At 44.6% G+C, this 22,042-nt stretch carries 24 protein-coding genes; 12 read left to right on the top strand and 12 right to left on the bottom strand.

Annotation, left to right across the window (positions count from 1 at the left end; genetic code table 11):
* Positions 1-9 precede the first annotated feature (9 nt).
* The gene (locus M0R36_03600; protein ID MCK9554888.1) at positions 10-936 is read right to left on the bottom strand and encodes a MoxR family ATPase; all 927 of its coding nucleotides are present in this window, start codon (positions 934-936) and stop codon (positions 10-12) included.
* A gap of 108 nt (positions 937-1,044) precedes the next feature.
* Positions 1,045-1,212, bottom strand: coding sequence for a 4Fe-4S binding protein (locus M0R36_03605; protein ID MCK9554889.1), 168 nt, complete (start codon positions 1,210-1,212; stop codon positions 1,045-1,047).
* Between the two features lie 181 nt (positions 1,213-1,393).
* Here M0R36_03605 and M0R36_03610 point away from each other — a divergent pair, with 181 nt between their 5' ends.
* Together M0R36_03610 and M0R36_03615 are read left to right on the top strand one after the other, a co-directional pair.
* On the top strand, positions 1,394-3,205 hold the full coding sequence (locus tag M0R36_03610; GenBank protein MCK9554890.1) for a phosphoenolpyruvate carboxykinase (GTP): 1,812 nt from the start codon (positions 1,394-1,396) through the stop codon (positions 3,203-3,205).
* A gap of 106 nt (positions 3,206-3,311) precedes the next feature.
* Entirely contained in the window at positions 3,312-4,286 is a 975-nt protein-coding gene (locus tag M0R36_03615) for a GNAT family N-acetyltransferase (protein ID MCK9554891.1), read from the top strand.
* A 4-nt stretch (positions 4,287-4,290) separates the two neighbouring features.
* Here the strand turns inward: M0R36_03615 and M0R36_03620 are convergent, their stop codons facing one another.
* Positions 4,291-5,403 carry a hypothetical protein gene (locus M0R36_03620; protein ID MCK9554892.1) on the bottom strand — a complete coding sequence of 371 codons (1,113 nt, stop codon included), beginning with the start codon at positions 5,401-5,403 and terminating at the stop codon, positions 4,291-4,293.
* Between the two features lie 86 nt (positions 5,404-5,489).
* The gene (locus M0R36_03625; GenBank protein MCK9554893.1) at positions 5,490-6,077 is read right to left on the bottom strand and encodes a hypothetical protein; all 588 of its coding nucleotides are present in this window, start codon (positions 6,075-6,077) and stop codon (positions 5,490-5,492) included.
* A gap of 113 nt (positions 6,078-6,190) precedes the next feature.
* Here M0R36_03625 and M0R36_03630 point away from each other — a divergent pair, with 113 nt between their 5' ends.
* The 7 genes from M0R36_03630 to M0R36_03660 all read left to right on the top strand — a co-directional run bounded on the left by M0R36_03630 (position 6,191) and on the right by M0R36_03660 (position 12,916).
* Positions 6,191-6,859, top strand: coding sequence for a lipid-binding SYLF domain-containing protein (locus M0R36_03630; protein ID MCK9554894.1), 669 nt, complete (start codon positions 6,191-6,193; stop codon positions 6,857-6,859).
* A gap of 213 nt (positions 6,860-7,072) precedes the next feature.
* Positions 7,073-7,435, top strand: a complete 363-nt coding sequence (locus M0R36_03635; protein ID MCK9554895.1) for a PilZ domain-containing protein — start codon at positions 7,073-7,075, stop codon at positions 7,433-7,435.
* 115 nt (positions 7,436-7,550) lie between these two features.
* Positions 7,551-7,859, top strand: a complete 309-nt coding sequence (locus M0R36_03640; protein MCK9554896.1) for a metalloregulator ArsR/SmtB family transcription factor — start codon at positions 7,551-7,553, stop codon at positions 7,857-7,859.
* Positions 7,856-10,657: an MMPL family transporter gene (locus M0R36_03645; protein MCK9554897.1), complete on the top strand. Its 2,802-nt coding sequence runs from the start codon at positions 7,856-7,858 to the stop codon at positions 10,655-10,657. Before M0R36_03640 ends, M0R36_03645 begins: the two co-directional genes overlap by 4 nt.
* Before the next feature lie 14 nt (positions 10,658-10,671).
* Positions 10,672-11,454, top strand: a complete 783-nt coding sequence (locus M0R36_03650) for an outer membrane lipoprotein-sorting protein (GenBank protein MCK9554898.1) — start codon at positions 10,672-10,674, stop codon at positions 11,452-11,454.
* Entirely contained in the window at positions 11,451-12,737 is a 1,287-nt protein-coding gene (locus M0R36_03655) for a hypothetical protein (GenBank protein MCK9554899.1), read from the top strand. The genes M0R36_03650 and M0R36_03655 overlap by 4 nt, the downstream gene beginning before the upstream one ends.
* A 14-nt stretch (positions 12,738-12,751) precedes the next feature.
* Entirely contained in the window at positions 12,752-12,916 is a 165-nt protein-coding gene (locus M0R36_03660; protein ID MCK9554900.1) for a DUF6132 family protein, read from the top strand.
* Positions 12,917-12,920: 4 nt separating this feature from the next.
* On the opposite strand, the gene M0R36_03665 is transcribed toward M0R36_03660, so the two are convergent.
* Positions 12,921-13,376: a hypothetical protein gene (locus tag M0R36_03665; GenBank protein MCK9554901.1), complete on the bottom strand. Its 456-nt coding sequence runs from the start codon at positions 13,374-13,376 to the stop codon at positions 12,921-12,923.
* Between the two features lie 67 nt (positions 13,377-13,443).
* On the opposite strand from M0R36_03665, the gene M0R36_03670 reads away from it, so the two are divergent.
* Complete coding sequence (locus tag M0R36_03670; protein ID MCK9554902.1) at positions 13,444-13,935, top strand: GNAT family N-acetyltransferase; 492 nt, start codon at positions 13,444-13,446, stop codon at positions 13,933-13,935.
* On the top strand, positions 13,932-15,284 hold the full coding sequence (locus tag M0R36_03675) for an ATP cone domain-containing protein (protein MCK9554903.1): 1,353 nt from the start codon (positions 13,932-13,934) through the stop codon (positions 15,282-15,284). The genes M0R36_03670 and M0R36_03675 overlap by 4 nt, the downstream gene beginning before the upstream one ends.
* Before the next feature lie 3 nt (positions 15,285-15,287).
* On the opposite strand, the gene M0R36_03680 is transcribed toward M0R36_03675, so the two are convergent.
* The gene (locus M0R36_03680) at positions 15,288-16,583 is read right to left on the bottom strand and encodes a hypothetical protein (GenBank protein ID MCK9554904.1); all 1,296 of its coding nucleotides are present in this window, start codon (positions 16,581-16,583) and stop codon (positions 15,288-15,290) included.
* Positions 16,584-16,624: 41 nt separating this feature from the next.
* Here M0R36_03680 and M0R36_03685 point away from each other — a divergent pair, with 41 nt between their 5' ends.
* Positions 16,625-17,134 (top strand): nitroreductase family protein, encoded by a 510-nt coding sequence (locus M0R36_03685; GenBank protein MCK9554905.1) that lies wholly within the window; start codon positions 16,625-16,627, stop codon positions 17,132-17,134.
* On the opposite strand, the gene M0R36_03690 is transcribed toward M0R36_03685, so the two are convergent.
* The 6 genes from M0R36_03690 to M0R36_03715 form a co-directional block, all read right to left on the bottom strand.
* On the bottom strand, positions 17,131-18,219 hold the full coding sequence (locus M0R36_03690; GenBank protein ID MCK9554906.1) for an ATP-grasp domain-containing protein: 1,089 nt from the start codon (positions 18,217-18,219) through the stop codon (positions 17,131-17,133). The two genes, M0R36_03685 and M0R36_03690, sit on opposite strands and share 4 nt — an antisense overlap.
* On the bottom strand, positions 18,197-19,219 hold the full coding sequence (locus M0R36_03695; GenBank protein MCK9554907.1) for an ATP-grasp domain-containing protein: 1,023 nt from the start codon (positions 19,217-19,219) through the stop codon (positions 18,197-18,199). Before M0R36_03695 ends, M0R36_03690 begins: the two co-directional genes overlap by 23 nt.
* Positions 19,220-19,269: 50 nt before the next feature.
* Positions 19,270-20,397 (bottom strand): KamA family radical SAM protein, encoded by a 1,128-nt coding sequence (locus M0R36_03700; protein MCK9554908.1) that lies wholly within the window; start codon positions 20,395-20,397, stop codon positions 19,270-19,272.
* Positions 20,394-20,711: a helix-turn-helix domain-containing protein gene (locus M0R36_03705; protein MCK9554909.1), complete on the bottom strand. Its 318-nt coding sequence runs from the start codon at positions 20,709-20,711 to the stop codon at positions 20,394-20,396. Before M0R36_03705 ends, M0R36_03700 begins: the two co-directional genes overlap by 4 nt.
* A gap of 260 nt (positions 20,712-20,971) precedes the next feature.
* The gene (locus M0R36_03710; protein MCK9554910.1) at positions 20,972-21,373 is read right to left on the bottom strand and encodes an S-adenosylmethionine decarboxylase; all 402 of its coding nucleotides are present in this window, start codon (positions 21,371-21,373) and stop codon (positions 20,972-20,974) included.
* A gap of 19 nt (positions 21,374-21,392) precedes the next feature.
* Entirely contained in the window at positions 21,393-21,923 is a 531-nt protein-coding gene (locus M0R36_03715; GenBank protein ID MCK9554911.1) for a hypothetical protein, read from the bottom strand.
* Positions 21,924-22,042 lie beyond the last annotated feature (119 nt).

Below are 22,042 nucleotides of genomic sequence, written 5' to 3' on the forward strand. Positions count from 1 at the left end.
TCAATATTTTTAAACCGGGATTTCGGTGTTTGAAAGTATTTCAGCGATGACATTTTCTTTTTTCACGCCGGAATACCTGGCTTTCGTATTGAGCACAAGCCTGTGAGGGAACACCGGCATCGCCATTTCCTTGACATCCTCCGGTATCACATACTCACGGCCTTCGATGTACGCCTTGGCCCGCGCGCACATAAACAGCATCAAAGCCCCTCTTGTCGATATCCCCAGTTTTATACGAGAGTCGGTCCTGCTGGAGTCAGCAATCCTTATTATATACTGGACTATTGATTCTTCCACCTTAACTTTTTTCACCTCATTCTGGATTTTTACAATGTCGGAACAGGAGATGACCTGTTTCAGATCCAGCAAAGGGTCTTCCTTTTCCCTCTCCAGTATTATCGCGGCCTCATACCGGGTATCGGGATACCCCATCTCTATCTTTACGGCAAACCTGTCCAGCTGGGCTTCCGGCAGGGGATATGTGCCGTGATACTCCACCGGGTTCTGAGTGGCCACAACAAGAAAAGGCGGGTCCAGCTTATAAGTCCTGCTGTCAAGAGAGACCTGTTTTTCATTCATCGCCTCAAGCAGGCTCGACTGCGTTCTCGGGGATGCCCTGTTAATCTCGTCGGCAAGTATGATGTTGGAAAAAATAGGGCCTTTTCTGAAAACAAAACTGCCTTCTTTCGGATTATAGACGGAGCCTCCGAGAATATCGGCGGGCAGAAGATCGGGTGTAAACTGTATCCTGGAGAAGACGCCGCCGATAGACATGGCAAGCGCCTTGGCCATCGTCGTCTTCCCGACACCGGGAACATCCTCTATCAGAATGTTTCCTCCGGCGAGAAGCGCGGTAACGATAAGCTTTACCCTGTCTTCCTTGCCCCTGATAACGTGATTGATGTTATCCATCAGTTTTTTTATTTCCTCGCGCATAATGCTCTCCTTTTTAAATAATATATATTATAGACAATAAAACGATAAATACATAAAAAAAAGGCTTCTTCCCGTTTGGAAGAAGCCTTTTGATAATCCTGATAACATCTATTCCTGGCTTATAGCATTAACCGGACAAACAGCCGCGCAAGCGCCGCAATCAACACATTTATCGGGATCTATAACATAAGGATTGCCCTCGGAAATCGCATCCACGGGACATTCCGGCTTACAGGAACCGCAAGCTACACACGCATCGCTAATTTTATACGCCATAATTTCCTCCCTTTGATTGTTCCAAAAAAATCAAACAACTATAAATATAATGACCCGAATCAAAAGTCAAGGACAATTCATCAAGTTTTGCTTGACTGCGCACCGGAATACCTTATAATCGTTCCAAATATTTTACAGAGAATAAGTAAAATAAAAACCGCGTTTAAAGAGGGTCCAGTACATGGTTTCAATAAAACCTCCGATAAATAATAAAAAACTTGCCGCATGGATAAATAAATGCGCGAAATTATGCAAGCCGGACAGGATACTCTGGATGGACGGGTCCGAAGATGAAAAAAACCGGTTCGAAAAAGAAGCTTTCCGCACAGGGGAATTGATAAGGCTCAACCAGAAAAAGCTTCCCGGCTGTGTCCTTCACAGAACCGCGATAAATGACGTGGCAAGAACCGAGAACCTGACTTTTATCTGCACTTCCAGAAAAGAAGACGCCGGGCCGACCAATAACTGGATGGAACCCTCCAAAGCTTACAGGAAAGCCGGCGCCATATTCAAAAATTCCATGAAGGGAAGGACCATGTATGTAATACCCTTCTCGATGGGCCCTGTGGGTTCCCCTTTCAGCAAAATAGGAGTGGAGCTTACCGACAGCATATACGTATGCTTAAACATGCGCATAATGACGCGCGTGGGCAGGGAAGTCTTAGAAACGCTCGGCGAAAACGGGGATTTCACAAAATGCCTCCACGGAAAAGCGGACCGGGATATCAATAAAAGGATGATACTGCATTTCCCCGAAGACAATACCATATGGAGCGTGGGTTCGGGTTACGGCGGGAATGTCCTTCTCGGCAAAAAATCCCTCGCGTTAAGAATAGCAAGCCATATGGGATACAGGGAGAACTGGATGGCGGAACACATGCTGATCCTGGGGGTGGAAGAACCTAACGGCCATATCGAGTATATCGCGGCGGCTTTCCCGAGCGCGTGCGGAAAAACCAACCTGGCAATGCTGATACCGCCCGAAGGGCTGATGAGAAAAGGTTATAAAATATGGACCGTCGGCGATGACATCGCGTGGATGAGAATCGACACCGACGGGAAACTGTGGGCCATAAATCCCGAAAACGGATTTTTCGGAGTCGCTCCGGGAACAAATTCAAAATCCAACCTCAACGCGATGAAAACCATACAAAAAAATACAATATTCACCAATGTCCTTATGAAACCCGATAAGACTGTCTGGTGGGAAGAGGGGGATGAACCTCCTCCGCCGAAAGGCATTGACTGGAAAGGCAACCCATGGAAACCCGGGCTGCAGGATGAAAACGGGAAACCCGTTTACGGGGCGCATCCCAACAGCAGGTTTACCGCGCCGGCAAGACAGTGCCCTTCTATTTCTTTCAGACTCGATGACCACCACGGTGTAAACATATCGGCTATCATCTTCGGTGGGCGGCGCGCCCAACTGGCTCCGCTGGTGTATGAAACATTCAACTGGCAGCACGGGGTTTTCACCGGGGCGACAATGGCGTCGGAAAGAACAGCGGCTCAATACGGCAAACAGGGCGAAGTGCGGCGCGACCCCATGGCTATGCTGCCTTTCTGCGGATACAACATGGGAAATTACTTTCGTCACTGGCTTAAAATGGGCGCAAAAATGAAAAAGCCGCCCAAAATATTCCATGTCAACTGGTTCAGGAAAGACGAAGACGGAAACTTCCTGTGGCCGGGTTTCGGCGAAAATATCAGAATAATAGACTGGATATTAAGAAGGTGCAGCGGAAGCACGGAAGCAAAAGAAACGCCCATAGGATATGTCCCTGACAAAAAAGACATTGATTTAACCGGTTTAAAACTCAAGCCCGGAGCGCTGGATAAACTTCTTAAAGTAAATTGTAAGGACTGGCAGGAAGAGACAGATTCAATTTCAAAATTTTTCGGTAAATTCGGCAAAACTCTTCCCAGAGAAATGACCAGGGAACTGGACAGGCTGAAAAAACGCCTTGCAAGGCGCAGGCGCAGACCCCGTTAGCAGACCACCCCGTCCGGCGGGTTCAGGTTGACGGAGCTTTCAGTAACCCAACCCCTGAGAACATACACTTTGTCCGGGGCAGACAAATTTCCCGCGGGGTAAAATAATGGACAAAACCCAGATTTCTTTACTTAAAGAAAAAGATTACTCCGAAATGGTCAAAGTCTGCGATATTTCTTTCAACAAAACCGTTACAGACCCCCTGCACCCCGATTTTTTCTCACATTATTTCGACAAAGAACCTTCCTACAGGCACAGCGACACCCTTGTGCTGAAAAGGGGCAAAAGGATAATAAGCGCCGCCACGATACTCAAAAGAAAAATAATACTGGACGGCGCGAAAATACCGGCGGGCTGTATAGCAAACGTATGCACCCTTCCGGAAGAAAGGAACAAGGGCTACATAAGGCTGCTCATGGAAAAATCCGTTGAGGTGATGAAACAGAAAGGTTTTCAACTAGGTTTTCTGCTCGGGAGGCCCGAGCTTTACAGCAGATTCGGATGGGAAAACATCACCGGCAAATCAATTGAGGCGTATAACCCGCTGAGCGGCGGCGGCAGCGGCGCGCATAACATTTCAGTAAGAAAAGCGGCCGGACACGATATTGACAGAGTAAAATCCTGTTATGATAAAAATTACGCCCGCCTTAACGGTTTTTTCGAAAGGTCCGAAAAATACTGGAAAAATTTCCTGATAAAATTCAGAAGCCTGTATCTCGGGGAATTCGGGGTTTTTATCATAGAAGAAGACGGCGCGCCCCGCGGATACGCCTGCATAGACGAAAAATCAAAAACAGTCCATGAAATATTTTTTGCGGGCAAACCCGAAAGCAGATACTTTTACGCCGTATATGATTTCCTCAAAGCCGGCAGTTTAAAAATGAGCTACTATGACCCCTGTTATACCGGGGAACTGGAAAAATCATTCGGCAAAATAACCCGCCCCGAGATAAACCATAAGATGTTCATCCTGCCTTCGGGAAAACTGAATTCAGGAGACACAGATATCAACAGCGCAAGACGCCTGAAAAAAATGTTCGGAGAAAAAAACTACACTTTTTCCCTCTGCGACAAATTCTGAAAAATCATCTGCGGTACTGAAGCCTTGATTCGGATTTTCCGGGGGGATTATATTCCTTTTTCCTGCGCGCCCCGAATTCTTCCTCTGTGGATTCCTGTTTTCCGACAAGCACATTGTATATTAATTGAAGAGACGCGTTTATAAGCCCGGCTTTTACCGAAGCGATATATGTAAAATATCTCTTGCCGGGCGAGATATCATTTTCAAACCATGCCGTTAAAGAGTATTCTGAAACACCTATGCCGTCAAGCGAGTAAACATTAACCCTGGAAAGCCCGTTTTTCCCGATAATATCCACTATCTCAGCCAGTTCAAGGGGGTTGTCAATCCCTATAAGAAGGTCTGTAAATTTCTTTTCGCCCCCGAAAAGGTCCATCCTCTTTTCGTTTTCGGGGATTTTCCTGTTATCCCCTATAAGCCCGATATCAAGAACCCCTTTATCGCCGAAATATTTTTTCGCGAGCAGGGCATATCTTTTAACCATGCCGAGATAATCGACCTGCGAAGCTTTATACCTGTATACCAAAAATGATACTTCGTCCCAGTCCAGCATCGTGAAGGGAACATTCAGAGAGTCCTGCAAAGTGATATTCCCGAAGTATAAACCTTCAAGAATCATCCTGTTTGAAGTGCCCGCCACAAAAAAACCTTCTTCATGAAGCCGGCCGATGATCCTGTTCATTCTGTAGACGGAGCGCTTGAATCTCCTTTCATTCTTATTATTTTTAAGATGCCTGATAAAGGAAGCAATGTCTTTTTCCCTCACATATTTGAAAAATTCCCTGCCTGTGGAAGGCGTAGGCTCGCAATCGAAGACTACCCATTTTATCCCGATGCCGTCCCTTTTAACCCAATCGGCAAAATCCTTCGCGAAATTTTCGGTGTTATCAAGCGTGTCCTCACAAAAATAAAGGTCTTCTTCATAGGGCAACAGGCACCACGCTCTGACATCGACACCGTGTTCCTCCGCTTTTCTCAGAAGCGAAACAAGGTCCGGATCCCCTATGTCCGCCGGCCCTATATGCAGAATAAGCGCGATATCCCTCTTTCCCAGAGCTTCGATATAGTTTTTTACTTCGCTATAGGGTAAAAACTCACACCACAAGCCTATTTTCATCTCATTGCCGGAAGAGAAAACGGTTTTCGCCCCGAAAAAACAAAAACATAAAAACGCCAAGATTAAAAACCGGAAATATCTCAAAATCACTCTTTAACCTCGATGCCGGTAAATATTGTCCAGCCAACGCTTGAGGAAATCCCGATTTTACCTTTTCGCGGAATCCCCTTCAGTTTCATCTTTGCTTCTTTCCCCTCAAACTTCAAGACCGCCCAATCACCCTTTATTTCCAATTCAATCGAATATACCCTGTTTCCTTTAAGCGGTTCTATCTCTATATTGCACCAATCACCCGCGTTCTGCCATTTTCCGTCTATAAAATGGTAATTATTAACTCCCATGACATAATTCTTTGCCGCCGAATTCTGGTAAATTCCGGCAAAAACCATTGTTTTGCCCTCTTCCAGCCCCAAAAATATCCCCTGGAGATTTTCCGCGGGATAGTATTCCCTGTGAAACTTAACCGAGATACTGCCTTTAAAACTCCTTTTTAAATCCTGTTTTTTGAGCGCGAGCATATTCCAGTACTCTTCGCCGGCATTATTTTTTACATGCCCTTTTTCAAAAATCCAGTCCCCGGAAACAATTTCCCAGTCGGATTTTTTAAAACCGGAAGAAAAACAACCGGATGAAACCAGAATAAAAACAATAAATAAAATAAAAACGTTTCTCATATACCACCTCTTCCTGTCCTCACCCATTATAAACCTTATATATTTATTTTGAAAAACTTTTAACTTTATTATAGAATGCTGTTTTAGTATAAACCCGGGCAAAGGAGGAAAACATGAAATACTTTTTAAGTTTTGCGCTTGCCGCCGCTCTTTGTACGTTCGCGGCCGCCGACCAGGCGCAGAGAGTGAACGAAAAGCTTGATAACTGCAGCAATGTGATTCTCGAAATGAAGGATATGCCGGAAAACGGGATACCCGATGACCTGCTTAAAAAATGCACCGGCATAGCCATCTTCCCCAACACAATCAAGGGCGGTTTCATATTCGGCGGAAGAGGGGGAACGGGTGTTGTCCTTTCACATGACAAAGATACCGGCGAATGGTCCGCGCCCGCGTTTGTGATGATCGGCGGTTTAAGCTTCGGGCTTCAGATAGGCGCCCAGGCGGCAGACATAGTGCTTGTAACAACTTCAAGGAAGGGCCTTGATATGCTGCTGAAAGATAATGTGACGCTCGGAGGCGACGCCGCCGTAGCGGCAGGACCTATCGGAAGGAACGCGGAGGTCTCAACAGACATACTTATGCAGACGCCTATCCTCTGCTACTCAAGGACCAAAGGTCTTTTCGCGGGAGTAGCTCTGGACGGAGCTGTAATCAGCCAGGATAAAAAAGACAATAAAACATTATACGGGGAAGCGCTGACCGCAATAGATATAGTGATAGATAAAAAAGCGGCCCCCACCGAAGAAGGCCAGAAACTCATCAACGCCATCACCAAATAGATTTTTACCGAAACGGGGCAGGTCACGTATCTGCCCCGTTTTCCCATCCCCACGCAAGAGATATTTACACTTTTTCCGCGCCGCGCATTTTTCGCCTATTTACCGACGACATTATAAGTTATGAAGGGTTTCCCGTCCGGCTTCAAAATAAAAAATATGCTACACGTTGAACAAAAATAGTGTATAATTTCTCACTAGGGGGGAGGGTATATTATGTCTTCTTTATTTTTCAGAAAACGTAATAGCGCCCAGTCTGAAAAAAGGTCCTTCAAGAGAATCCCTTTTGTCTTCGATGTAGACTATACAAGCAATAATTTCGACAGAAACAAGGGCAAAGGAATAAATCTCAGCAAGGGCGGACTGCTTCTGGGAACCGGCCTGCGGTTTACTTACGGCCAGGAATTAAAATTTTTTATCAAAGTACCCGCTTTTCAGGACCCTATCACGCTTATGGGCGCTGTAGTGAGAAGCAGGGAATCAGGCAAATACGGCGGATATGAAACAGCTGTTAATTTCAAGAACTTCTCAGGGCCGAAAAACCCTAATCTTGAAAAAATCATCCATCTTTACAGCTGAAGTATTTCCAGCCGCGGCCTGCGCGGAAACTTCTTCTCAGGAAAATACCGGTGTGTAAAAAAATCTTGACAAATATATTAGTATATTATAATATGTTAATATATTTGGAGGCAAAATGGGAAAAAGACAACTGACGCATAAGGCCGTTCTGGAAGCGGCTGTAATGCTCAAAGCCCTGGCCCATCCGGACAGGATTAAGATAGTTGAACTGCTTGCCGGCAGCGATATGCTGAGTGTCAACCAGATCGCGAAAAGCGCCGGGTTAAAACAGTCCATAACTTCACAACACCTCAAGCTCCTTAAAAACGGCGGGGCCCTGGATTCCCATAAACTCTCAAACCAGGTATTTTACAGCTTATACAAAAAGGAACTCTTAAAGCTTCTGGCGTGCATTAAAAACTGCTGCGGGCGGGAGAGAAAATGAAAGAAGCAATCACCGGTTTCGCCATAAAACATTACAAAGCCGTAATAATAATCACCTTTCTGCTGACCCTGATACTCGGGCTGCAGATACCCAAGATCAAAATAGATACCGACCCGGAAAACATGCTTTCCGAAAAAGAATTCGTGAGGGTGTTCCACAACGAGACAAAAAAGAATTTCGCGCTGTATGACTTTATAATTTTAGGCGTCATAAACGAGGAAAATCCCAACGGGGTTTTCAATAAAGAGACCCTGTCCAAAATCTACAATATCACGGAAGACATAAAACAAATCGAGCTGAAATCCGGCGGACAGGAAACAACCAGACCGGTTATCATAAGGGACATAATCAGCCCTTCAAATGCGGATAATATCAAAGAAGGCTCTTCCGCCGGCGAGATACGGTTCGAATGGCTTATGAGCAAACCTCCCGTGTCGGAAGAAGAATCGCTGGCAATAAGGGATGAAGCCATTGATAACCCCATGTTATACGGGACTATGGTTTCCGAAGACAAAAAAGCCTTATGTATTTATATCCCGATAAAAAACAAAAATCTAAGCCATGCGACTTCCCTGCGGATATTCGAAATCGCCGGGAAATATCCCGGCGCGGAGAAATACCACATAACGGGGCTTCCCGTAGCCGAAGACACTTTCGGATTTGAAATGTTCAGGCAAATGGCAATATCCGCTCCCCTCGCGGGTTTGATCATATTCCTTTTAATGTGGTCTTTTTTCAGAAAAGTTAAACTCGTAATAGCGCCGATGCTTGTAGCTGTTATCACCGTGATTTCAACGATGGGATTGCTGATAGGGTCAGGATTCACCGTACATATAATGAGTTCGATGATACCGATATTCCTTATGCCTATCGCGGTTGTCGATTCCGTCCATATATTAAGCGAATTTTTTGACAGGTATAATGTTTACAAAGACAAGAAAAAAACCATCACACACGTGATGAACCATCTCTTCATGCCGATGCTCTACACTTCCCTTACCACAACCGCCGGATTTGCTTCGCTGGCATTAACACCCATACCTCCCGTCCAGATATTCGGCCTGTTTGTCGCAGCCGGCGTAATGCTTGCCTGGGCGCTGACGGTGCTCTTCATCCCGGCGTATACGATGCTGATAAAAGATGAATCGCTTGAAAATTTCGGCCTTCCCCGCGGTGAAGAGGAAAAAACCGCCCTAACCGGAATACTGCATAATACAGGCGATTTCATATGGAAACGGTCTAAATCAATAATCGCCGTTTCAATCATCTTAACCGGGCTCAGCATATACGGATTGAGCCTTATTAAAATAAACGATAACCCCGTCAAATGGTTCACAAAAGGGCACCGGATAAGAATAGCGGACGAGGTGCTTAACAGCCATTTCGGAGGGACATACACCGCCTACCTGATACTCGACAAAGAAGATACAGGGGAGTCTTTCATAACAAATATCCGCGGGCTTAAAGAAAAAATAGAAGCAAAAAAAACAGAGGCCTCTTCGGGAAACATAGATACACTTCTTTCATATATCGACAAGGAAAAAGACATCTTCATAAAAGAAAAGAACTATGACTACACAGAATTTACGGAGAATATAACCGGCAAATCGGAAGAATTATCGTCCGACGATGAATACCCGGACGATGTGACAGAAATAATCGAAGATGAAAACATAAACAGCCAGATATTTAAAAACCCGGTTATGCTGGAATATATGGAAAAACTGCAAAACCATATGGCAGACTCAAAGATAGCCGGCAAATCAACCTCAGCCGCCGATCTTGTGAAAAAAGTTTACATGGAGCTGATGGGAGGAAACCGCAAATACTACGCGATACCGCCTACAACAAAAGCTGTTGCCCAAAGCCTGTTCCAGTTTCAGAACGGCCACAAACCCGATGACCTCTGGCATCTCTTAACCCCGGACTATAAAACGGCGAACATCTGGGTCCAGATGAAAAGCGGAGATAACAAAGATATGGAAAAAGCGTTGAAACAGGTTGACAGATTTATGGAAAACAATCCCCCTCCATTCCCCCTGGACCGCCAGTGGGCCGGACTCACATACCTTAATGTCGAATGGCAGAACAAAATGGTACACGGGATGATAAGTTCCCTGATCGGAAGTTTTATAATCGTATTGCTGATGATGATCTTCCTTTTCCGTTCACCGCTGTGGGGCATCCTTTCAATGGTGCCTCTCTCAATAACCATACTGCTGATTTACGGGTTAATAGGTTTAACGGGGAAAGACTATGACATGCCTGTGGCCGTTCTTTCGTCTTTAACCCTGGGCCTGTCTGTTGACTTTGCCATCCATTTCCTTGAAAGGGCAAGGGCCCTTTACGCTGAAAACCAGTCTGTAGAAAAAACCCTGAAAGCCATGTTCGGGGCGCCCGCAAGGGCCATCAGCAGAAACGCTATCGTAATCGCCATAGGTTTTCTGCCTTTGCTCGCGGCTCCTCTCATCCCTTATAAAACAGTGGGTTTCTTCCTGGCAAGCATAATGGCCGTTTCATCACTGGCAACTATCATTCTCCTTCCCGCCCTCATAAAAACTTTCGCTAAATCCCTGTTCAAACCGGCCGGGGCAAGGCGCTATGCGTGCAATTGCATAAAATGTATCATCAGCGTATCGGCGGGTATATTGATAATCACATGCCTTATACTGGATAACCCCGTCTTAAAATGGAAACTTCTGACGCTTATTTCGGCTGCAGTTATATTAACGGCAGGTGTTATATGCAACATATTTTCAAAACGGGAAGAGGAAAAACCGGATACAGAAAAAGAATAACAGGGGGTCTGGAAATGAAAACTTTTTTTTATATTTTTTTCGCCGTTTTCGCGGCTTTCGCAACGTTTTCGGCAGGCGAGAACGCTGATGAAATCATCAGTAAAGCCAATCTTGCCTCGTATTACCAGGGCAATGACGGCAGGGCCGATGTTTCCATGACGATAACCGATTCACAGGGAAGAGAAAGGACTCGCGAATTTACAATATTGCGCATGGATATCGGAGACGGGAAGGACCAGAAATTCTATGTTTATTTCCATGAACCCGCAGATGTCCGGAAAATGGTCTACATGGTGTGGAAACACGCGGGAAAAGATGACGACAGATGGCTTTATCTTCCCGCCATGGACCTTGTAAACAGAATAGCGGCCGGAGACAAACGCTCAAGTTTTGCGGGATCAAATTTTCTTTATGAAGATGTTTCCGGACGAGGAACGGAAGAGGATATGCATGAACTAACGGATACCACAGATAAACACTACAAAATCAGAAACACCCCCAAAGATAAACAAAATGTTGAATTCTTATATTATGATGTCTGGATTGACAAAAGTAATTTTCTGCCCGTAAAAGCGGAATACTATGATAAACAGGGCGACAAATACCGAACAGTGGAAGCCCTGGAAATAGAAACTATACAAGGGCATCCTACCGTCATAAAGTCAAAAGTAACAGACCTTCACACGGGAGGAAATACGGTTTCACATTTCTCAGGCATAAAATACGAGATAGGGCTTAAGGATGACATTTTCACTGAACGATACCTTAAAAGGGCTCCAAGACAATACCTGAAATGAAAAATATCATATTGCTGCCGGCAATAATATCATGTTTTTTATCCGTTCACGCCTTATCGGAAGAAGCGGAACCGCAAAAGAACGTGTTTGAAGCCTTAAAAGAAAAAATACCCGTACACGGTTTTATCGAATACGGTTACGGCAGCAGGATAACCCGCGATGACACGCAAAACCATGATACATTATACAATGAAGCGCGCCTGCGGCTTGACTACAACCACGCCTGGGATAATGTTGAGGTGCAGTTTAAAGGCGATGCCGTATATGACGGGTTCCAGGGAGAGGCCCTTTTTGACTGGAGAGAAACTTATGCGCTGGCGCTTCCGGCCGATTGGATGGAAGCCAAACTGGGACGTCAAATACTCACATGGGGAACAGGCGATTATCTGTTTATCAATGATATGTTTCCCAAAGACTGGGTATCATTTTTCATAGGAAGAGACGATGAATACCTTAAAGCCCCCTCCAACTCCGTCAAACTGAGTTTCTTCCCCGATATTTTCGATATCAATATGGTATGGACCCCCAAATTCACCCCTGATGAATATGTCACGGGCCAAAGGCTTTCTTATTACAACCCCCTGACACAGGAACTGTCGGGAAGCCGAAACCAGATTTACGCGGAAGACCCGAAAGGAGATATCGAAAACGGGGAATTCGCCCTGAGGATATATAAAAACATCAAAGGATATGAATTTGCGGGATACGCATATAAAGGATTTTTTAAAAGGCCTGAGGGCTTCAATACGCGGTTATGGAAAAATTATTTCCCGAAGCTTGCCGTATACGGAGGCAGTGTAAGAGGAAATGTTTTCGGCGGGATAGGAAACGCGGAATTCGGATATTATGATTCCATCGAGGACCGCGAAGGCGATAACCCCCTGATAGAAAACTCAAGCGCGAGGGGCCTGCTGGGATACACAAGGGAAATCGTCAAAGATTTTTCCGCCGGCATGCAATGGTATTTCGAATATATGAAAAACTATGATGAGTATGATGAAACTTATTTAAATGAACCCGCGCAAAAGGACCGTTTCCGGCAGCTCCTGACACTGAGGCTTACGAGATACGCAATGATGCAGAATCTTATCGTATCCCTGTTCACTTTCTATTCCCCCACGGATAACGACGCTTATTTAAGGCCGTCCGTAACTTACAGGTATAACGACCATCTCTCATTTTCCGTAGGGGGCAATATATTCCTTAAAAAATACGACCATACATTTTTCGGACAGCTTGAAGATAATACAAACATATATATCAGGGCAAGATACAGTTTCTGAAAAGGATGTCAACCATGATAGTAAGAGTTGTTACCGGCATACTGATAGGCGGATTGGCGGGCTTTGCCATAGGATATTTCGGCAAATGTTCCACGGGCGCATGCCCTATTACATCCAACCCCTATATAAGCACTGCGGTAGGCGCGGCAATAGGATTTCTCGCGGCCTGGACAAAATAAGAATTTATTTTATCCTTTTCGCGTCAAGGATAAAGTCTTTTGCCTGCAAAAGTCTCCACCCGTCCTTATATTTCAAAAGACTTATCCTGAGTTTCGCCGAACCGTCATAGGTTTTTTGTTCAAAAACAATATATCCGTCTATCAGCTGGCCGGAAGGCAGGACCATCGATTCTTCATGAGCTTCAAGAACATCATAATTCATAATATCTTTTTTAAAATCAGAGTTTTTAAGCTTGTCCTTTATATTTTTTAACTGGGATTTCTCGCTTATGCCGTAATTCAGTTTTGAAACATCCGCAAGGCAGTTGAGGTATGCGCCGACATCTCCTTTGTTAAGCGCGAGCCGCGATGTCTCAAAAACCGACTTCGGAGAAGACAGATCCGGGTAATTCTCCCTGCCGCAACCCGTTAAAGCAAAAAACGCCGCAGCCGCCGCAGCCAAAAATACGCACCATTTCATATCAAAACCCCTGTTTTTCAATATTTTATACCCTTATTATTTTCGATTTAGTATACTATAACTCTCTATGAAAAAAAAGACTTTACCGAAAATCGCAAAACTTAAAAAAACCGATCTGCGTCAACTCCGATCGCTTATCAGCGACATTCCCAATTTCAAGAAATTCGAAAAAGACTGCGCCCTTGAATTAATCGAATTCGCCCTGAAAAACAAAAACCAGGACGATTATATCATATACACGGCTAAAATAAACGGTATCCCGGCCGGTTTCATAATATACGGATGGATAGACCTGACAAAAGGCTGTTACGACCTTTACTGGATAGCGGTCGATAATAATTTCCGGGATAAAGGCATCGGGAAAAGACTTATACAAAGCATGGAAAAAAAGATTAAAAAAGACAAAGGGCGGGCGGTTTTTATAGAAACATCATCCAAAACCAACTATGCATCCACGCGCATATTCTATGAAAAATGCGGATATAAAAAAGCCGCCGTTATAAAAGATTTTTACGATAAAAACGACCATAAAATCATATACCGGAAAAATATCAGATGACGAAAACACCCGTCAATATAGCAAAAGTTCTGAAACGTTCCGGCGCGGTCGTCCCGTTTGCCGGAGAAAGAATCCTCAACGCTATATACAAGGCCGCTATCGCCAGCGGCACCCGGGACAAAAAAACCGCGGAAATGCTCGCCGACAGGGTAATAGACATACTGGACAACTGTTTTTCTTCCGAAAAGCCTCCCACAGTGGAAAACATCCAGGATATAGCCGAAAAAGTCCTTATCCAGAACGGGCAGGCGCAGACAGCAAAAGCTTTTATTCTCTACAGGTATGAAAGGACCAAGGAACGCCTTGAAAAAGGAAAAAACAAAGTCGTCCCTTTCGACAAGGTCCCTTTTTATAAAATCTACTATATTTTAAACTGGGCTATCGACCACAACCTCGAAAGAATAGAAAAAATAAATGAATATTCAAGAAAAGGCTCTTTTCCCGAACTCGTCAGCATCTGTGAAAAAAAATACCATGAAGAAACAGCGAATGCCGCTGAGTCTATTTTAAGGAAGGGCGATGAGGTCAAGGTAATCATCATTGCCGGGCCTTCATCGTCCGGCAAAACGACAACTACCATAAAAATAAATGAAATACTTAAAAAACAGGGAAAAAGGCTTGTAACCCTGAATATAGACAACTATTTCCATGATCTCGAGCTTCACCCGAAAGACGAACACGGAGATTATGATTTTGAAACGCCCGAAGCAATTGAACTTGACCTTGTCAATACCCATATACATCAGCTGCTTGAAGGCAAGACCATAAAAATGCCGACATACAATTTCAAGACCGGGAAAAGGTCGGAAAACTTTGTCCCGCTGAAACTGAACGCGGGAGAAATAATATTAATCGACAGCCTGCACGGCCTGAACAAAAAAATGACCGGCTCGATAGATCCGCGCATAAAATTCAACCTGTACATAGAAACCCTGCTGCAAATGAAAGACAACAACAACGAATTTATCCGGTGGACGGATTTAAGGCTTCTCCGGCGGATGAGCCGTGATTCAAAATACAGAAGTTACAACCCGCAACAGACCCTCGAACACTGGCATTATGTAAGAAGCAGCGAACTGAAGTACATTATTCCTTTTGTGAATTCAGCGGATTTTATAGTAAACAGCGCAATGCCGTATGAAATACCCGTAATGAAAAAAATTCTCTTAAAGGATTTCCGTTCTTTTGAAAACAGCCTTAAAAACAACCCTTCCAAAGAAGACGCTTACCTCCGGGCAAAAAGGGTGATAACCCTGCTTGAATCGTTCGAAGAAGCGCCTGATTTATCATCCATACCGCAGGATTCCGTCATCAGAGAGTTCATAGGCGGCAGCAAATACAAATATTAAGATTCACTCCGACACGCTTACCGTTTTACTGTAAGTGGAAACATTGCCGTTCGCGTCTTCCGCAAGAACATAAATCCTGTAAATCCCTCCCGCGGAAGGCACGGTTATATCAACCGAAGAGCCATCCCCTCCAACAGCTATAGGCACTTCCTCATTAACATAATGGGCCAGTATCCCCTCTTTTGCGGTTGACGCGAAATAGGAAAATTTAACATCCTCATCTTCGGGTTCGGAATATTCGACTTCCGCGTGTATCTTCTCCCCGGGCTGAAGATTTTTATACCGGCTCAGGATAAGGTTCCTGACCAGAGGAGGCTGATTCTCGATCTTGCGGCCCGTGTAAAAACTCTGCATCCGGAGGTACGGGAGCTTCTTTTGAGACTTATAACTCAGATTCCACCACGTTCTCGATTCCTGGGTTGTATCACCCAGATGAAAAACATATCCGCCGAGACAATATCCTCTGTATTTTTTTATCTGTTCCGATAATCCTATATAAAGGTTAGATTTTAACTTGTCGGAAAGCTCAACGGATTTCATATTAGCGTCTTTCGCGCTGTTCCATGGACCGTAAGGCCCGTACTCAGTGACTATGTACGGAATATCCAGCTCCTGTGTTATCTTTTTATGCGCCGCGGGCAGGCCGCCGTAGATGTTAATTCCCAGAATATCCAGGCTCGGGACATACTTTTTGACGTAATCAACCGCTGTAGTAAAAGACGTGGTGTAGATTACGGGATGATTCGGGTCTATTTTATGGACATCCCTGATAAGTTCCTCGAGAAATCTGCAGAAACCAATCCTTTCCTCTTCGTTCTTAGTAAAAAAAATAGTCTCGTTTCCCAGATTCCAGAACAATATCGCGGGATCATCCATATTCCGCTTAATATAATCCAGCGTTTCTTCCCTGCGCTCATTAACATATTTCCGATCGGTCATATAACTGCATTTGCCGTCTTCATAGACACTGTTAAACCATACCCCCGCATCAACATAAAGCCCGTATTCGCGGGCTGTCCGGAGATACCCGGCGCTTCCCTGGTCTATGCCCCATGTCCTGACGGAATTCGCTCCCATTTCTTTAGCCATAAAAAGATAATCGGTCCCGTCCTCTCCTGTGGCCCTGCCTACGCCAACGCCCTTTAAATCAAAATCTTCGCCGTTTACCGTTAACCGCCAGTTTCCCTTTGTCCCCTCGATTTTCACGATATTCCCCGCCGAAACGTTATTCCGGCTGCCGCCGGCAAAACAACCCGCGAAGAGAAAAAGGCCCGCGCCGAGCAAATATATCAACTTCATAATACACTCCTTTTTTAATATAATAATAATATCATTTAAATATGGATAATCTCAAACATCTTATAAAAACAAGAAGAAGCGTCCGGCGGTTCAAAAACAAAAACGTTCCCGGAAAAATCCTGCTTGAAATAATTGAAGCCGGGATCCAGGCTCCCAGCGGCTTGAACAATCAACCGTGGAAATTCCAGTTCATAACTGAACCCGGATTAAAAAAGACCATATCCGGATTTACTCTCAGCCGATACTCAAAAATAATATGTGAAGCTCCCGCCCTCATCCTGGTATATCTTGATGAACAGAAAATTTACAACAGGGACAAAGACCTGATGTCCGCGGGCGCATGCATCGAAAACATGCTGCTGCGCATCCACTCAAAAAAAATCGGGGCCGTCTGGCTGGGGGAAATACTCAATAAAAAGGATATGCTGCAGAAAATGCTGGGCAGGGAAAAAAACCTGGACCTCGCCGCGGTAATAGCCGTGGGTTACCCGGATGAAAAACCGAAACACCCGGGGAGAAGAAAAGTATCCTCTTTTCTGTTGCGGGGTTAACAGGCCGCCGGGACGGCAAACTTACAGTCTTTCCCTCTTTTAAGCGCTTTTTTCCTGTGTTCGGTGCCGAACAGGAAGACAGGCTTTTTCATATATTCAACCGCGTCTTCTATCATCGCTTCCACAAAATTGGTATATGTCCAGCCCTCGGCCCGGATCTGTTTTATGGCTCCGGCGTCAGGACTTATATCGGGGTTGGGATTAACGTCTATAACATAGAGATTATTTTTGCTGTCCATCCGGAAATCCACGCGCGCATATCCCTTTTTAATGATTGTATTGAATATTACCGAACAGGCCCTGAATACTTTCCCGGCCTGGGTTTTTGTGATATCCGCCGGACATACATGCACCGTGGATTTATATTCCATGCTTTCAATATTCCATTTCGCGTCATATGAAATGATCCTGTATTTTCTGTTATCGGGATACCGGAATTCTATTTCCGATATCGGGAATATTTTAGTACCTGCCTTTGTATTGATTAAAAAACAGTTAAACTCTCTCCCGTCAATATACTCTTCGGCAATCAAACCTTCAGAGTAAACCTGAAGTAAAGTCTCAAGCCTGGCTTTCGCTTCCTGAGGCGACCCGAAGATATTCTGTTCCGAAATACCCGTGCTTCCGTCTTCACTGAGGGGTTTGACGATAACGGGATATCTTAATTTTGACACGCCGTCGAAATGCGACGGGTTCCTGATTTCCACCGCACGGGGACATTTTATCCCCATATCTTTCAGAAAAAACCTGTAATTATACTTATTCAGGCAAAGTCCCAACGCCAGAGGGGGGGACCCCGTATAAGGAACTTTTAAAAGCTCCAGAAGGGTCACTATATTCATCTCGAACTCCGGCCTGCCGAATATGCTCTCACACAGATTAAAAATTACATCAGTCCGGCTTTTATGAATATCGGCGACCATTCTCTGAATATCGTTATTTATATCAATCTTCAAAACCTCCCAGCCTATTTTGACCAGGGAACGTTCAACCGCGTTGATATGGTTGTGTATGTATTCATCGGTCATCCCCGGTTCAAGATCCGCAATAAGGTCGGGTTCGTTAAACAGAAGCGCAGCTCTCAACTTTTTCTCCTATCTTATATCTTTTAACGGCATTTACGATTATCCTTTTGATTATGTCTTCATATTCTATACCGAGTTTTTTTGCCATTATAATAAGGTCGCTGTACTCGGGAGAAAGCCCGGGAAGCGGGTTAATCTCGATAAAATAAGCATTTGAGTTCTCATCAACCCTGAAATCCATCCTCGCGATATCCCTGCAATGAAGGCAATCATAAGCGGCTAACGCCAGCTTTTCAATTTTTGCGACAATTTTGTCATCAAGCCCGGGAGGACATGTATACTTTACAAGCTTCTTATAATTCCTTTTCACTTCCAGAGAGTAAATAAAATCTTTTTTGGTATTTTCCTTAAAACCTATCTCCATCATGCCCAGTATAACCGGAGGATTATTCCCGATGACACCCACAGTGATTTCCCGGCCCCTGATAAACTGCTCTATCAAAACAGGCTGCGCCGGATAATTTTTAAAGACCCATCCGACCTGGACTTTAAGTTCATCGAAATTATTCACTTTCGAATTTATTCTTATACCCTTGCTTGAACCTTCCCATGCGGGCTTGACTATCAGGGGAAAGGCGGGGAGGTTGTCTTCCTTAAGCTCCGCCGCATCCGAAATAACCGAAAATTCAGGCGTATTTACACCGCATGATTTGACGACATGCTTGGTCATGGATTTATCCAGCGTCAGAGCAAGAGTAAGAGGGTCGGAATGCGTATAAGGTATTTTGAGCAACTCAAGCAAAGCCGGAATCTGAGCTTCTCTCGCTCTTCCGTTAACACCCTCCGCGATATTGAAGACCAGCGAAGGCTGTTCTTTTTTCAGCTTGCCTATAACCTGTTCGCCGCCGCCGAATTTAACCGCCTCATGGCCCATTTTTACGATAGCGGACGCTATCGCGTCCACGGTTTTTTCGCTGTCAAATTCCTCAAGAGCATCTTCCGATGCCAACGTGAGATCCTTAAAATCCGTTTTCAGATTATATGTAATTCCTATTTTCATACAAATACCCACATCTTTTTAATTTCTGTTATTTCCCAAGACCGGAGTGGTTAAGGCTCTATATATTCATACCTGTCGCCGCGATAATTTTTAAGCGTCCACTTTTTGCCTTTATGCTCAACCACATAATTTGGAGAGACAGGGATCTTGCCTCCGCCTCCCGGAGCGTCGATAACATACATAGGGACCGCGTAACCGCTGATGTAACCGCGCAGTTTTTCAATTATTTCAACGCCTGTCCTGACTGAGGTCCTGAAGTGCGCGGTTCCTCTCGCGGGATCGCACTGATAAATATAATAAGGCCTTACCCTGTTTTTCATCGCCTTGATAAACAGTTCACTCATAATTTCCGGTTTGTCATTTATTCCCTTGAGGAGGACTGTCTGGCTGCCGAGCACTACCCCCGAATCCGCGAGTATGTTCAAAGCTTTCTCAACATCGGGAGTCAACTCGCGGGGGTGATTTATGTGTATGCTCATCCACACGGGATGATATTTTTTTAACATTGAAACAAGCGACTCGTCAATCCGCATGGGAAGAAATATCGGCACCCTGGTCCCTATCCTCACCACCTGAACACTCGGTATTTTTTTTATGCTTGAAAGAATCATCTCCAGCTTATCCTCGGCAAGAGTCAAAGGATCCCCGCCGGAAACAACTACATCCCTTATCTGCGGATGATCGGACAGATATTTTACTATCTTATCCATCATTTTCGCGGTAAGGACATGTTTAGAGCTGCCCGCAAGCCTCTTGCGGGTACAATGCCTGCAATAGGACGCGCATTCATCGGTAGCAAGAAGCAGAACCCTGTCCGGGTACCTGTGAACCAGTCCGGGAACAGGACAATCTTTTTCCTCGCCGCAAGGGTCTTCATAATCGAATTCGGTCACAACCCCCTCACTGGCTGTCGGAACACATTGTTTTCTTATAGGACAGTCGGGGCTGAAAGGATCTATAAGACTCAGGAAATAAGGCGTCACCCCGAAAACCAGTCTTTCTTTTAAGTCGAGCCCCTGTTTTTCTTCCTGAGTTAAAGCTACATACTTCGAAATCTCTTCCACCGTCGTAATCCTGTTCCTGAGCTGCCATTTCCAATCATACCACCTGGACTTCTTCACCTTATAAGAACTGGAACCATCAGACGATGTAGATTTCGCCGCACCATCTTTTTTCATTTTTTCCCTTCAACTTCCCTGGTTACAGATTTATCCCCGCTTTGCGGGGAAGCTTTCGATGTCTCCTGCTGTTTGTTTTCTTCTTTTTTATCTGCATTATCGGGGTGGACTGAGCTTACCCGTTCAATTTTCTTGCCTTTCCTGTCTTTCATCCACTCAAGGATCTCTTTCATAGAATACCTGTACTGTCTTCCGACCTTTGAAAAAGGGAACTTTTCGCTCTTCCTGAGCTTCCATAAGGTAGTCCGGGAAACCCGCAGGATATCCCTGACCTCTTTTTCTGTCATCAATTCTTTTTCTTTACTTTCACCCATAAAAACTCCCTACCACTTAACATTAAAACACAATAAACACCCTACTAAGACCTAATAATACATAACTTAACATAGTTTGTCAATAGTAAACTGCAAAAGACATTAAAAGACTTGCCTCTACATTGATAACCAATGCCGGATGTTCATCTTTGTTAATATTTGATTAATGTGAGATATATTGTGAAAGGATGTCCGTTAACACAGCAAAAAAATCCCCCCGCAGTTCCGCATGGCAGAGCGTTATCCGCGGGGGGATGATGTTACCTTCTTTCGATAATCCTCTTAATTACCTTCTTTGCGCCGAAAAACTTCCTTGTGAACTCGGCCGCTTTTTCCGGATCATACTCACCGCAGGAAAATATATTTATGTAGGATGTTCCCGTATTCTCGGCAAAATGACCCGTAATCGAACTGGTTTCTATAAACTGAAGAAGTGAATATCCCGCTGTGTGCTCATTATTCAAACCAAAATAGGGCGTCAGACACTCACCGTACTTCTCCATTTTCAGAAGCTCGCACAACTTGTCGACATATTCCCTCAGCTTAGCCTCGGATCTCATGACCTGAAGATTGCAATCATAAAGATCCAAAATTGTTTCAACACCGAAAGAAACTTTTTTTGCGGTAGTTTCAACAATCTGTTCTTTAACAAGCTCTCTCATTTTCTCTTTTTTCTCCTTATCACATCGACATTGTTGGGGAGACAGAAAAGCCGGCGTCAAAATCCGGATACAATTTACTGCCTCCAAATTCCGTTTCCCGCACTGCTCTGTTATCTATGTAAACCTTATTCAGGTTAATTTTATGCTTCAAATTTTTTCCTTCCGACATATAAAAACCGGCTATTGCGGAGCCGAGCGCCCGTGTTAAGGCTTCAACCAGCTTATTGACATAAAAATACCCGCGCGAAAAGAAGATATCGACTGCGGCATAATTTAAATAAGGACGGCTATATACGGCAAGATAAAAACGGTTCATTACGGCTATTCCGGAAACACATCCGGAACGCGCAAAATCCAGGAGCTTTGCACGCAGCCAGGCCGGTTCGCCCGCCGCGCTCTCATTCAGCATTTCTTTTAACAGACTCTCAACACATTGAAGGTTATAAATGTTTTTTACGTCCCGAAACCCCGCGAGAAAGCGCCTTGGCGCCAAGCCGGCATTTCTTTCCCCGTAAAAAACACCTTTTCGTTCTTCAGCTAAACCTTCCATTCCTTTTTTTTCCTCTACTCTATATTGTTAAAAAATCCCACCCCCTAAGTTTCTCAACCGGAAAAACACCCTGTTTTTCCGACATTCCGCGAATAAACCAGATAAGTTTATGAATTTTG

Source organism: bacterium, from assembly GCA_023228325.1.
Taxonomy (GTDB): domain Bacteria; phylum Auribacterota; class UBA6266; order UBA6266; family UBA6266; genus UBA6266.

What these genes read in the sequence shown, in the direction of transcription:
- M0R36_03600 (MCK9554888.1), bottom strand. Translation starts at nt 936, where the DNA reads ATGCGCGAGGAAATAAAAAAACTGATGGATAACATCAATCACGTTATC.
- M0R36_03605 (MCK9554889.1), bottom strand. Translation starts at nt 1,212, where the DNA reads ATGGCGTATAAAATTAGCGATGCGTGTGTAGCTTGCGGTTCCTGTAAG.
- M0R36_03610 (MCK9554890.1), top strand. Translation starts at nt 1,394, where the DNA reads ATGGTTTCAATAAAACCTCCGATAAATAATAAAAAACTTGCCGCATGG.
- M0R36_03615 (MCK9554891.1), top strand. Translation starts at nt 3,312, where the DNA reads ATGGACAAAACCCAGATTTCTTTACTTAAAGAAAAAGATTACTCCGAA.
- M0R36_03620 (MCK9554892.1), bottom strand. Translation starts at nt 5,403, where the DNA reads ATGAAAATAGGCTTGTGGTGTGAGTTTTTACCCTATAGCGAAGTAAAA.
- M0R36_03625 (MCK9554893.1), bottom strand. Translation starts at nt 6,077, where the DNA reads ATGAGAAACGTTTTTATTTTATTTATTGTTTTTATTCTGGTTTCATCC.
- M0R36_03630 (MCK9554894.1), top strand. Translation starts at nt 6,191, where the DNA reads ATGAAATACTTTTTAAGTTTTGCGCTTGCCGCCGCTCTTTGTACGTTC.
- M0R36_03635 (MCK9554895.1), top strand. Translation starts at nt 7,073, where the DNA reads ATGTCTTCTTTATTTTTCAGAAAACGTAATAGCGCCCAGTCTGAAAAA.
- M0R36_03640 (MCK9554896.1), top strand. Translation starts at nt 7,551, where the DNA reads ATGGGAAAAAGACAACTGACGCATAAGGCCGTTCTGGAAGCGGCTGTA.
- M0R36_03645 (MCK9554897.1), top strand. Translation starts at nt 7,856, where the DNA reads ATGAAAGAAGCAATCACCGGTTTCGCCATAAAACATTACAAAGCCGTA.
- M0R36_03650 (MCK9554898.1), top strand. Translation starts at nt 10,672, where the DNA reads ATGAAAACTTTTTTTTATATTTTTTTCGCCGTTTTCGCGGCTTTCGCA.
- M0R36_03655 (MCK9554899.1), top strand. Translation starts at nt 11,451, where the DNA reads ATGAAAAATATCATATTGCTGCCGGCAATAATATCATGTTTTTTATCC.
- M0R36_03660 (MCK9554900.1), top strand. Translation starts at nt 12,752, where the DNA reads ATGATAGTAAGAGTTGTTACCGGCATACTGATAGGCGGATTGGCGGGC.
- M0R36_03665 (MCK9554901.1), bottom strand. Translation starts at nt 13,376, where the DNA reads ATGAAATGGTGCGTATTTTTGGCTGCGGCGGCTGCGGCGTTTTTTGCT.
- M0R36_03670 (MCK9554902.1), top strand. Translation starts at nt 13,444, where the DNA reads ATGAAAAAAAAGACTTTACCGAAAATCGCAAAACTTAAAAAAACCGAT.
- M0R36_03675 (MCK9554903.1), top strand. Translation starts at nt 13,932, where the DNA reads ATGACGAAAACACCCGTCAATATAGCAAAAGTTCTGAAACGTTCCGGC.
- M0R36_03680 (MCK9554904.1), bottom strand. Translation starts at nt 16,583, where the DNA reads ATGAAGTTGATATATTTGCTCGGCGCGGGCCTTTTTCTCTTCGCGGGT.
- M0R36_03685 (MCK9554905.1), top strand. Translation starts at nt 16,625, where the DNA reads ATGGATAATCTCAAACATCTTATAAAAACAAGAAGAAGCGTCCGGCGG.
- M0R36_03695 (MCK9554907.1), bottom strand. Translation starts at nt 19,219, where the DNA reads ATGAAAATAGGAATTACATATAATCTGAAAACGGATTTTAAGGATCTC.
- M0R36_03700 (MCK9554908.1), bottom strand. Translation starts at nt 20,397, where the DNA reads ATGAAAAAAGATGGTGCGGCGAAATCTACATCGTCTGATGGTTCCAGT.
- M0R36_03705 (MCK9554909.1), bottom strand. Translation starts at nt 20,711, where the DNA reads ATGGGTGAAAGTAAAGAAAAAGAATTGATGACAGAAAAAGAGGTCAGG.
- M0R36_03710 (MCK9554910.1), bottom strand. Translation starts at nt 21,373, where the DNA reads ATGAGAGAGCTTGTTAAAGAACAGATTGTTGAAACTACCGCAAAAAAA.
- M0R36_03715 (MCK9554911.1), bottom strand. Translation starts at nt 21,923, where the DNA reads ATGGAAGGTTTAGCTGAAGAACGAAAAGGTGTTTTTTACGGGGAAAGA.